This window comes from Hymenobacter cellulosivorans (assembly GCF_022919135.1).
Taxonomy (GTDB): Bacteria; Bacteroidota; Bacteroidia; order Cytophagales; family Hymenobacteraceae; genus Hymenobacter; species Hymenobacter cellulosivorans.
Genome location: NZ_CP095049.1, coordinates 2431682 through 2443660, shown reverse-complemented (window position 1 = coordinate 2443660; position 11979 = coordinate 2431682). Strand labels below are relative to the sequence as shown.

Sequence of the window (11979 nt, the reverse complement as noted above, 5' to 3'; positions counted from 1 at the left end):
GCCTATCCGCGTCGTTGTCGTTTCTGAATGCAGCCTACCCCCACTAGAGTATATACTACCGGCTTCTGGCTGATGTGCCTGTCGTCGTTCCTGTTTTTCATGAGCTTTAACATGCTCCTGCCCGAGCTACCCGACTTTCTGACGCGGCTGGGCGGGGCCGAGTACAAGGGCTTCATCATTGCCCTGTTTACCCTCACGGCGGGCCTGTCCCGGCCCTTCAGCGGCAAGCTGGCCGATACCGTGGGCCGGATTCCGGTGATGGTGTTTGGCTCGTTGGTGTGCTTCGTGTGCGGCTTTTTCTACCCCTGGGTTAGTACGGTGGTGGGGTTTCTGGGGCTGCGGCTGCTGCACGGCTTCAGCACGGGCTTCAAGCCTACCGGCACGGCCGCCTTCATTGCCGACATTATCCCCTACGAGCGGCGCGGCGAGGCCATGGGCCTGCTGGGCGTGGCGGGCTCCCTGGGCATGGCCGCGGGCCCGGCCCTGGGGCCCTATATTACGGCGGCCACGTCTTTGAACACGCTGTTTTACGCCTCGTCGGGGCTGGCCTTGCTGAGTCTGGCCGTGCAGGGCACCATGACCGAAACCCTGCCCCAGGAGCAGCGGCAGCGCTTTAGCTGGAATTTGCTGCGCCTAGAGTGGAACGAAATCCTGGAGCCCCGGGTGTTGTCGCCGGCCTTGGTTACGCTCTTGTGCCTGTTCCCGTTCGGGGCCATCCTGACCGTGGTGCCCGATCAAAGCCAGGCCCTGGGGCTGAATGCAGCACACAAAGGCCTGTTTTACACGTGCTATACCCTGTCGTCGTTGCTGGTGCGCCTGGTGGCCGGCCGCGCTTCCGACAAGTACGGCCGCCTACCCGTGCTGCGCCTGTCTACCACGATGATGGTCGTGGCCCTGACCCTGCTGACGCTGGTGGAGCATTCGGTGCCACTGTTTCTGGGCGCGGCCCTGCTCTTTGGGCTGGCTACGGGTCTGAACTCGCCTACGCTCTACGCCTGGACCGTGGATTTGAGCCACCCGGCGCGGCGCGGCCGGGCCGTGGCCACAATGTACATTGCCCTGGAAGTCGGTATCGGCCTGGGCGCACTGCTGGCCGGCTGGATTTTCGCCAACACGACCAGCCACCTGCCCTACGTACACGCCATGAGTACTGTCAGCACGCTGGTGGCCCTGGCGTACTTGCTGTGGGGCGTGAAAAAGCCGCTGCCCGTGGCTGCCTAATCTTCCGTTTGGCGGGCCGGTAGCTTTAGCGCACCTTTGGATTTCTTTACGCTATCCAATCATCTGTTGCATATGATTCTACCTGCTACCCGCGTGTGGCTGGCTGCCGCTTTCGTACTTATTACTTCTCCCCTGCTGGCCCAGAAAACCGCCCCGGCACCCATCGTATACGGGGGCGTCACCTTGGCCGACTTCACTCCCCTGCCCCAGACCGACAGCACCCAGGCCCCGGCCGAGTATTTGTGTGACTACGGCACTTCCAAGATTGAAGGCGGGCAGGGCCAGTTTCAGGTGATTTTTGAGCGCACGACCCGGCTGCGGATTCACCGCAAATCGGGCTACCGCTACGCCACCGTGCGGGTGCCGCTGTATACGCGCGACGGCAAAGTGGAGCGCCTGACCCGCCTGCGGGGCACTACCTATAATCTGCAGGATGGCCGCCTGGTCAAAACCAAGCTCAACCCCGACGCCCTGTTTCGGGAGGAGCTGGATAAAAACCACCTGCAGTACACGTTCACAATGCCCGACGTGCGGGAGGGCTCCATCGTGGAGTTTAGCTACGTTATTAATTCCGACTTTGTCTTCAACCTGCAGGACTGGCAGTTTGAACACCGGATTCCGGTGCGCTGGAGCGAGTACCGGGCTTTTCTGCCGCAGTTTTACATCTACAAGACCATTACCCGCGGCTACCTTCCCTTTGCGGTAAATGAGGCTCTGACAGTGCCTTATTTCACTACCTATACCAATCCCGGCGTGGGTCTGGCGCTGGGTGGGGAGCGCCACATTGCGGCCCAGGCCCAGCAACTCCGCTGGGCCATGAAGGACGTGCCGGCTTTCCGGGCCGAGCCGTTTATGACCACCCCGACCGATTATTTGCGCAGCGTCCACTTTGAGCTGGCCGGCGTCAACTTCGATGGCACGTACCGCGACCTGACCGGGCAGTGGGAAGGCATCTGGGAGAGGCTGCGCACCGACGAAGAGTTTGAGGCCGCCATAACCAAGCCCACGCCGGCTCTGCTGACCCAGGCCCTGGCCCTGCGCCAGCGCTTCCCCACCGACACGATGGCCCGCGCGGCCGCTGTGCTGGCCCTGGTGCAGCGCAGCGTGGTGTATAACAACGAACAGCGCATCTACGCCTCCCAGCCCCTGCGCCGCACCCTGGAGCGCCACCTCGGCAACTCGGCCGACGTCAACCTGCTGCTGGTGCAAACCCTGCGCGCCGCCGGCCTGCCCGCTACGCCCCTGCTGCTCAGCACCCGCGACCATGGACTGGTGCAGACCAGCGTACCCGTTATCAGCCAGTTCAACTACGTAGCGGCCCACCTGAAGCTGCCCGGCCGGCCCGACGTGCTTCTGGACGCCACCGAACCACAGCTACCGCTAGGCATGCTGCCCGAACGCTGCCTCAACGGGCAGGGCCGCCTGGCCGATGCCTCCGGCCGCTGGGTGCCGCTCAAAGCCGCGGGCCGCTATACCGACTACCGCACCGCCCACCTGCAGCTTAGCTCCACAGGGGAGCTGACGGGCACCGTGCGACTGGAGTACGGGGGGTATGCCGCTGTGGCGGCCCGCCGCCAGATCCGGCAAACTTCCCCGGCCAGCTACCTGGGTCAGGTAAGTAACCATTGGCAGGACTGGCAGCCGACCAAGCCCCAGCTCCTGCCCGATTCGCTTTCCCGGCCTGTAGCCGTAGAGCTCAACCTGCAGCACACGCCGGCCGGCGCCGATGCGGCCCTGCTCTACCTGCCCCTGCTGAACCTGCCCGACGCGCTGCCCTACGACTTCCGGACCGAAAACCGCATTTATCCGGTGAATTTTGGCATGGCGCGCGAGCATATCACCATAGTTACCCTCACGTTGCCTAAGGGCTATATTGTGCAGGAGCTGCCCACCAAGCTCGCCATGGAGATTCCCGGCGGCACTGGCCGCTACGTGTACCAGGTAACGCAGCCCACGCCCGGCTCAGTAGAACTGTCGGCCCGCCTGCAGCTGAACCGGGCCGAGTATAGCCCCGAGGAATACGGGGCGTTGCGGGAAATGAACCGCCGCATTATTGCCAAGCAAAACGAGCCGCTGGTTCTCAAGCGGGTACCGTAGCGCACTGGGCCAGGCTCAGCCGTAAGCAGCCAGCTACAGCGGGGCTGGCTCCGCATAAAAAAAGCTTCGTGAAGAAGTCGTGAAGCTTGGAGTATAACTGGATTTGCGCATCTTTATATTACGATTATCCGCCCTTTCCTTTCGCCTTTATTTACCGTTCGATTCAACTGCTTTAGCCAGGATTTGGCACAAGCTTTTGCATTTATCTCCCTTCTTTTTCTTCTATAATTTCTTGTATGAGAACACCTTTACTGCGCCGCTTAGCCGGGGCTGTTATATTGGCGGGCGTTATTAGCCTCCCTGCCTTCAGCCAGAATGAGCCCATTAAATTTGGTAAGATTGATGAGCGCGACCTGACGGCCGCCAACTTCGTGGCCGACAGCGCCGCCGAAGCCGTCGTGCTCTGCGACTTTGGCCGCACCCGCTTCGAAATCTTTGAAGGCGAATTCCGGTACGTGCTGGAACGCGTAACCCGGATCAAGATCCTGAAGAAGTCGGGCTATGACTGGGCCACCGTGCGCGTCCCGCTTTACCGCAAGGATGGTGACGCCGAAAAGATCAGCAACCTGCGGGGCTATACTTACAACCTGGTTAACAACCAAGTGGTGAAGGAGAAGATGGAGCTCTCCTCAACCTTCACGGACCAGACCACCGTCAACCACTCCGTGCGGAAGTTTACGCTGCCCAACGTGCGGGAAGGCTCGGTTATCGAGTACTCATACTTGGTTACGTCTGACTTCCTGTTCAATCTGCAGGACTGGCAGTTTCAACGCGGTATACCCACCCGCTGGAGTGAATACCGCGTTGCCATTCCCGAATACCTCGATTACAAGATGCTGCTGCAGGGCTACGAGCCCCTGGCCGTGCAGGAGCGGAATGAAGCCAACACCCAGTATACCATTACCGGCTCCGACCCGGTCGTAGCCATGGTTACCAATCACCGCTGGGCCATGAAGGATGTGCCGGCCCTGACCCGGGAGCCGTTTATGACCACGCCCGACGACTATGTTGCCCGGATAGATTTTGAGCTGGCTGGTACCCGAATGCCCAACAGCGGCTACCGCAGCGTGGCCAACTCCTGGGAAAAAATCAACCAGATGCTGCTCGAAGACGACAATTTCGGGGGGCAGATGGGTCGCGGCGGCTTCCTGAAAGAGCAACTCACGGCCTTGATGGCCAAAAATGCTAATGCTCCGGAGCGCATTGCGGCCATTCACGACCTGGTGCGTAGATCGGTGAAGTACAACGGCTCGGACCGCGTTTTTGCCACCAGCACCGTCCGCAAAGCCTACGACCAGCACAGCGGCTCGGCCGCCGACATCAACCTGCTGCTGATTGCGGCCCTGCGTGAGGCCGGCCTGCAGGCCAACCCCGTGCTGCTCAGCACCCGCGACAATGGCATGGTCAACCAGAACTTCCCGCTGCTGTCCAAATTCAACTACGTAGTGGCCCACGTGGCTTTGCCCGAAGGCAAGGAAATGATGCTGGACGCCACGGAAGAGCTGATACCCTGTGGTATGTTGCCCATGCGTTGCCTGAGTGGGGCCGGCCGCCTGATCATGCCCGACGCGGGCAAGTCGCGCTGGGTAAACCTGCAGCCCTCGCACCGCAACATGGAGTACCGGCAAGTAACCCTGACCCTGGACGACCACGGCGGCTATACCGGCAAAATTCACCAGGAGCACGCCGGCTATGCGGGACTTAGCACCCGGGAAATGCTCCAAAAAAATGGAGAGAAGAAGTTTATCGAGGAAATCATCAGCAGCCATGAGGGCTGGAGCATTCCGAAGTATGCCTTCAAGGAGCGGGAGTTGCTGCACAAGCCCCTGGCCCTGGACTATGAGTTTACCATGCCCGGGGCCGATACGCCCGTGGGCACGATTTATCTGAACCCGCTGCAGCAATTTCTGGACGAGGAAAACCCGTTTCGGCGGGAAGGCCGCCGCTTCCCGGTCGACTTCGGCGCCCAGGTCGACGAAACCCTGATGCTTACCATTCAGCTGCCGGCCGGTTATCAGGCCGAAGATTTGCCCAAACCCGCCGTCGTGGATTTGCCGGATAATGGAGGCCGGTTCTCCTATACTATAGCCGACAACGGACAGGGCACCCTGCAGATTGCCAGCCGCATGAGCCTGCGCAAGCCGGTGTATATGGCCGAAGAGTATGCCTACCTGCGCGAGTTCTACACCCGGATGCTGGCCAAGCAGGCCGAGCAAATCGTTTTGAAGAAGAAGTCATGAGCCGTTTTCTTGCATCCGCCGCCACCCTTCTGCTGAGTGGCGGCTCGGCCGTGGCCGGTGGTGGCACCCCTAGCTACCCCGTGGCCACACTGCCCGCCGCCTTGCGGGAAAACGCCCACGCCGTCGTTCGGAACGAAGAGCAGACATTGGTAGTCAAATCGATGAGCCGCACGGTGGAAACCGTGCGGCGCGCCGTCACGATTCTGGACGAAGCCGGGGCCGACTGGGCTACGCTCAGGGTCTATTACGACCAATTGAATACGGTGAGCTACCTGCGGGGTACGGTGTATAACGCCGCCGGCCAGGCCTACCTGCAGCTGCGCCCCGCCAACGTGCGCGACTACGGCCTCTCCGACGGCTCCACCCTGGCCTCCGACGGCCGGGCCCGCATAGCGGATCTGCGGCAGCCGGTGTACCCGTACACGGTGGAATACGAATACGAGGTAGTTTCCAACAACCTGCTGTTTTACCCCTCCTGGCACCCGCAGCGGGAAGAGCAACTGGCCGTGGAAAAGTCCTCGTTTCGGGTCGTTACGCCGTCCGATCTGCCATTGCGCTTTCAGGAAGAGCACCTACCCGCCGGCGTTACGGCCCAGCACACGCTGCAGGGCACTACCGATGTGTACCAGTGGCAACTGCAGAACCTGGTGGCCCTGGATGATGAACCCGACTCCCCCCCATCCACCTGCAGACCCCAGTCGTGCTGACGGCGCCTTCCAGTTTTGAAGTGCAGGGCCACCGGGGTACAGCCACCTCGTGGCAGACGCTGGGCCAGTGGAGCTACGACCTCAATGCCGGGCGGGATGAGCTGCCGGCTGCGGTGAAAACCAAAATAGCGGCCCTGGTGCAGGGTGAAAAGGACGAACGGGTCCGGATTCGGAAGGTCTACGAGTTTCTGCAGGCCAATACCCGGTATATATCCATCCAGCTAGGTATTGGGGGTTGGCAAACGTTTCCGGCCTCGACTGTGGCGGCTACCGGCTACGGCGACTGCAAAGCCCTGACCAACTACTGCAAAGCCCTTCTGCAGGCGGCCGACGTAACGGCCTACTGCGCCCTGGTACGGGCCGACGCTCCGGATATCCGCACCGAGTTTCCCAGCACCCAGTTCAACCACGTGGTGCTGTGCGTGCCCCTAACCAAAGCGGCGAAGGCCGATACCGTGTGGCTGGAATGCACCAGCCAAACCAATGCCTTCAACTACATGGGCAGCTTTACCGGCAACCGACACGCCCTGCTGCTTACGCCAGCTGGCGGCAAGCTGGTACAAACTCCCCGCTACGGCATGGCCGAAAACCGCCAGGAACGGCGCGCCGACGTCTACATCGACGCTCAGGGCAATGCTACGGCCACCATCCGGACGCTACGTACGGGCCTTGAGCAGGAATACGCCAACCAGCTGCTGCACAACCTTTCGCCGGCCGAGCAGAAAAACAAGGTGGCGGACCGACTGCCGCTGCCCAATTTCACCATTACTAAGTTCAACCTCGCGGCCGGAACGACAACGGCGGTTCCGACGATGGTCGAGACGCTGGGCCTGACCGTGCCCAACCTAGCGCCGCCCAGCGGTAAGCGGGTGTTTCTGACGCCTAACCTGCTTAGCCGCAGCAGCGCTTTGCCCGCGGCAGTGGGCGAGCGGCGGGCCGACATCTGGCTCGAAAACGCTTTCGTGCATTCCGACACCATCCGGATTCACGTGCCGGCCGGCATGAAGCCCGAGAGTTTGCCCGCGCCGGTCAAGCTAACTACCGCCTTTGGCACCTACTCCAGCCAGATCCAGACCCTGCCCGACGGGACGCTGCAGTACGTGCGCCAGCTGCGCATGCCCCAGACCCGTTTTGCCCGCACCGAATACGCCGCGTACGTGGAGTTTCGGCGCAAAATCAGCGCGGCCGACAAAAGTCAGCTGGTATTCGTCAAAACAGAGTCCTGATTGACCCAGAGCCTATTTCGCAAGCCCGGCTGGATACTTTCCAGCCGGGCTTTTTGCTTATCATCACACCCGGGGCCACACCAACTGCCCAAACCGGCAAGGTTCTGGAATAAGTCCCGTCGGTTATCGGCCCACTTTTTACGCCCAACTGTCATGATGGCTACCCTGTCCTGCATTCTTACCGCTGGTTTTGTCTGGATTCAGGCCCATGCCGCCGCGCCTGGGCCGGTGGCTCCAGTCTACTGGCAACCCGCTACGCCGACGCAAACCAAGCAGCTCGGCAGGCCCCGGATTCAGGTGCGGCAGTACCGGGTGTGGCGGCTCAACCTGAGCGCTGTCCGCAAGCTGCTGGCGGCGGCTACGGCCGAAGCCGGACCTGAGTTGGAGCTGCCGCTGCCCGATGGCAGCCTGGTTCGTTTCCGGATGCGCACTACCTCCGTGATGGCACCCGCACTGGCTGCCAAATACCCCGAGCTGCAAACCTATGGTGGGCAGGAAGTGGGCCAGCCGACCAACGATGTGCGCCTGGAAATCACGCCTACCGGCTTACACGCTATGCTTGTTCGGCAGGGCCACACCTATCTTATCGAGCCTTACCGTCAGCACGATACGACGTATTACCTCTGTTTTGACAAAGCCAAGCTGCCGGCGGGCAGCAAGCAGCGCTTCGAAGCTCCGCCGGTGTCGGCGGACTAGGTGATTGGCCCGGAAAGTGAAATTCGTACTGATACGCTGGAGGACAGGCAAAAAGTCTATCTTAGGGCTTCTGAATCAACTACGAACATTCTTCATTTTCCTTAATCCAACCTATGTCTTCACCCTCTACGAATTCATGGCGTACGTGGCGGCCGGCCCTGGTGGGCGGTTTGCTGGCGGCGCTAGGAGCTTCGCACGAAGCGACAGCCCAACGCGTGCTGTGGGCCGACGATACGCAAGTTCCCGTTGCAGCCCGCACCACTACTTCTGTTCTGAACCAGTATCGGCCCGTGGCTTTCCAGCTAGATGCGCTTCGCAATGTGCTGCGGCAGGCCCCGGCCGAGAATGGCGCCGGTGCCCGTAACTCGACTACGGTTCTTTCGCTGCCCCTACCTAATGGGACCTCGCAGCGCTTCCGCGTGGTAGAGGTGCCCGTGATGCACCCCAGCCTGGCCGCACGCTACCCGGAAATCAAAACCTATCAGGCCCAGGGCATCGACGACCCGGCAGCTACGGCCCGCTTGGACCTGACGCCCGCCGGCTTCCACGCCATGATTATGGGCGCGGATGGGCAAATCGTCTACATTGACCCCGCCGCCAAGGGCGACAACGTGCACCATCTGGTGTTCAACCGGCAGTCGATGAACTATTCGTCCATAGGCCGGGTGTGTCTGAATACGGAAACCGAAGCGCTTGACGTGCCTCAGCCTACCGAGTTCAAGCGCGTTCCCAATGGCACGCAGCTGCGCACCTACCGCTTGGCCCTGGCCGCCACGGGCGAGTACACTGCTACCAAAGGCGGTACCAAAGCCGGAGCCCTGGCGGGCATGGTAACGACCATGAACCGGGTAAACGGGGTTTACGAGAAGGAAGTCGCGGTTCGAATGGTACTGATTGCCAACACGGACCAGGTAATCTATACCGACGCGGCTACCGACCCCTTCACCAATGATGATGGCTTCGTCCTGCTGAACGAAAACCAACGGACCATTTCCACCATCATCGGGGATGCCAACTATGACATCGGCCACGTGTTCAGCACCGGTGGTGGCGGGGTAGCCCAGAAGCCTTCGGTTTGCTTGCCAGTCAATGCTACCTACACCCAGGGCAAAGCCCGCGGCGTAACGGGCCTGACCAACCCCGTGGGTGATGCCTTCGACATCGACTACGTGGCCCACGAGATGGGTCACCAGTTCGGCGGCGACCACACCTTCAACAGCAATACCGGCAACTGTGCCGGCTCCAACCGCTCGGCGGTTTCGGCCTACGAGCCCGGCAGCGGCGTGACGATTATGGCGTACGCCGGTATCTGCACCCCCCAGGACCTGTCCCGCAACAGTGTGCCGTATTTCCACTCTCGCAGCTTCGACCAGATTGTGGCCCACATCACCGGGGCAGGCAACTGCGCCGTGGCCACGCCCACCGGTAACACGGTGCCAGTCGTAAATGCCGGTGCCAACTACCGGATTCCGGTCCGCACGCCCTTCGCTCTGACTGGCTCGGCCACCGATGCCGACAACGACGCACTGACCTACTCGTGGGAGCAGTACAACCTGGGCCCGACGGGTGACCCAACGCAGCCCGCCGGTGACGCTCCGATTTTCCGGTTCTTCACGCCCACGGCTTCGCCCACGCGTACCTTCCCCAAGGTTTACAACTTGATTACCAACACCGACACGATTGGGGAGATTCTGCCCACCTACGGCCGGCGCCTGATTTTCCGCCTCGTGGCCCGCGACAACCGCGTGGGTGGCGGTGGCGTCGATTATGACTCCATGAACGTAGTGGTAGTGCCCACGGCCGGTCCTTTCCTGGTGACCTACCCCAACACGACCTCGGCTACGCCCGTGCGCTGGCTGGCCGGTGCCCCGCAGCAGGTATACTGGGATGTGGCCAACACCACGGCTGCGCCTATCAACGCCGCCAATGTGGACATCATGCTCTCCACCGACGGGGGCCGCACTTTCCCCACCGTCCTGCTGGCTAACACGCCCAACGACGGCAGCCAGCTCGTAACCGTGCCCCAGGGCGTGGGTGCTTCCACCCAGGCCCGCATCAAAGTGCAGGCTTCGGGCAACGTCTTCTTCGACATTTCCAATAACAACTTCGCGGTGGTGTTGCCCACGGGCCCCACGTTCTTCCTGACGCCAACAACGACGTCGAACACGGCTCCTATCATCTGCCCCGGCGCTTCTACCTCCCTGAGTGTAGCAGTAGGCCAGCTCCAGGGCTTCTCGGGCGCCGTTGATCTGTCGGCCGCCAACCTGCCCACCGGCATGACGGTAACCTTTGCTAACCCGACCGTAACCACGGGCGGCAGCACCACGGCGACCATCAACACGACGACGGCTACGCCTTCGGGCACCTACGTTATCAACCTGGTAGGTACCAGCGGCAGCCAGACCCAGCAGCAGCAGTTCCTGATTACCATCGAAAAAGCGGCGACGACGGCAGCAACCCCTATTGCCCCGACGGCTTCCAACCGCTCGACGCTACGTCCGCGCTTCACGTGGGCACCGGTAGCCAATGCTACGGGCTATGAGATTGAAGTAGCGACCAACTCGGCCTTCACCAACCCCGTGGTGGCGCTGACTCCTGTGACGGGTACCAGCTTCACGCCGAGCATTTCGCTGCAGCCCAACACGACCTACTTCTGGCGCGTGCGCGGTACTAGCCCCTGCGGCGTGGCTCCGTTCTCGGCGGCTACCCAGTTCCAGACGGGCGCTACCCTATGCCAGACGATTGCGGCTACGCAAGTGCCCCGGGCCATTCCGGCCGGTGCTGTCCGGACGGTAACCTCGGTTATCTCGGTCGGTACTTCCGATTTGGTTTCTGACGTGCGCATTCGCAACCTGACCCTGACTCACCCCGCCGTGAGCGAGCTGACGATAACGCTGACCAACCCGGCCGGCCGTTCGGTTACGCTGGTTGCCAACGCCTGCCCCGGCACGGCCGACATCAACCTGAACTTCGACGACGCGGCTACGGCAGCCCTGAGCTGCCCCTTGAGCAGCGGCGCTACGGTGCGGCCAGTTGGCAGCCTGGGTGACTTGGCTAACACCGCCGCCGCCGGCGACTGGACCCTGACTGTCAATGACAACAACGCGGCCAACGGCGGCTCGTTGCGCTCCTGGAGCCTGGAACTGTGCACCCTGGGCACTTTGCCCCCCGCTCCTTTCTCGCTGCAAACCATTTACAATACGTTCAGCAATGGTAGCGGCAAAGTGGATGTCATCTGGTCGGCTGACCCAAACAGCAATGCTGCGTCGTATGAGGTAGAGCGTTCCTTCCAGACCAACACCAACTTCCAGCGCGTGGCCACGGTAGCGGCTCCCAACACGTACTACGAAGATCAGGTAACAACTTCCGGACGCTACTTCTACCGCGTCCGGTCGGTAAATGCCATTGGTAACTCGGCTTACACCAACGAAGCCAACGTACTGGGCAGCTCTTCAGCTTCGCTGCTCAAAGGCATTCAGGTGTACCCGAACCCCAGCACCGGTATTTTCAAGGTAAACGTGGACAACACCCAGCGTGGGGCCATTACGCTGCGCGTAACCGACGCCATGGGCCGCACTGTAGCCACGCAGGCCCTAACCAAGGCCGCTTCGCTGCTGCAGTACGACCTCGACCTGAGCAAGCTCAGCACCGGCGTCTACCAGTTGCACATCGACATGCCGGAAGGCACGGCGGTACAGCGCCTGCTGAAGCAATAACCCGCTTTCGACAGTCCGTAAAAAGGGCGGCCCCGTGGTGGGGCCGCCCTTTTTGTTTGCAGGAAGTTGGCTGCTT

At 61.4% G+C, this 11979-nt stretch carries 7 protein-coding genes; all 7 read left to right on the top strand.

All coding sequences use genetic code 11. From position 1 onward, the window contains the following. Window positions 1-27: 27 nt before the first annotated feature. The 7 genes from MUN80_RS10285 (at window position 28) to MUN80_RS10255 (ending at window position 11903) form a co-directional block, all read left to right on the top strand. Window positions 28-1221 (top strand): MFS transporter, encoded by a 1194-nt coding sequence (locus MUN80_RS10285; RefSeq protein ID WP_244723248.1) that lies wholly within the window; start codon window positions 28-30, stop codon window positions 1219-1221. Between the two features lie 72 nt (window positions 1222-1293). Next, the gene (locus MUN80_RS10280) at window positions 1294-3318 is read left to right on the top strand and encodes a DUF3858 domain-containing protein (protein WP_244723245.1); all 2025 of its coding nucleotides are present in this window, start codon (window positions 1294-1296) and stop codon (window positions 3316-3318) included. A gap of 236 nt (window positions 3319-3554) precedes the next feature. Then, entirely contained in the window at window positions 3555-5558 is a 2004-nt protein-coding gene (locus MUN80_RS10275; protein ID WP_244723243.1) for a transglutaminase family protein, read from the top strand. Further along, the gene (locus MUN80_RS10270) at window positions 5555-6265 is read left to right on the top strand and encodes a DUF3857 domain-containing protein (protein ID WP_244723241.1); all 711 of its coding nucleotides are present in this window, start codon (window positions 5555-5557) and stop codon (window positions 6263-6265) included. The genes MUN80_RS10275 and MUN80_RS10270 overlap by 4 nt, the downstream gene beginning before the upstream one ends. Next, a complete protein-coding gene (locus MUN80_RS10265; protein ID WP_244723239.1) occupies window positions 6259-7491 on the top strand; it encodes a DUF3858 domain-containing protein in 1233 nt (410 codons plus the stop codon). The genes MUN80_RS10270 and MUN80_RS10265 overlap by 7 nt, the downstream gene beginning before the upstream one ends. 153 nt (window positions 7492-7644) lie before the next feature. After that, a complete protein-coding gene (locus MUN80_RS10260; RefSeq protein ID WP_244723237.1) occupies window positions 7645-8187 on the top strand; it encodes a hypothetical protein in 543 nt (180 codons plus the stop codon). Window positions 8188-8300: 113 nt separating this feature from the next. Then, the gene (locus tag MUN80_RS10255; protein WP_244723235.1) at window positions 8301-11903 is read left to right on the top strand and encodes a reprolysin-like metallopeptidase; all 3603 of its coding nucleotides are present in this window, start codon (window positions 8301-8303) and stop codon (window positions 11901-11903) included. Window positions 11904-11979 lie beyond the last annotated feature (76 nt).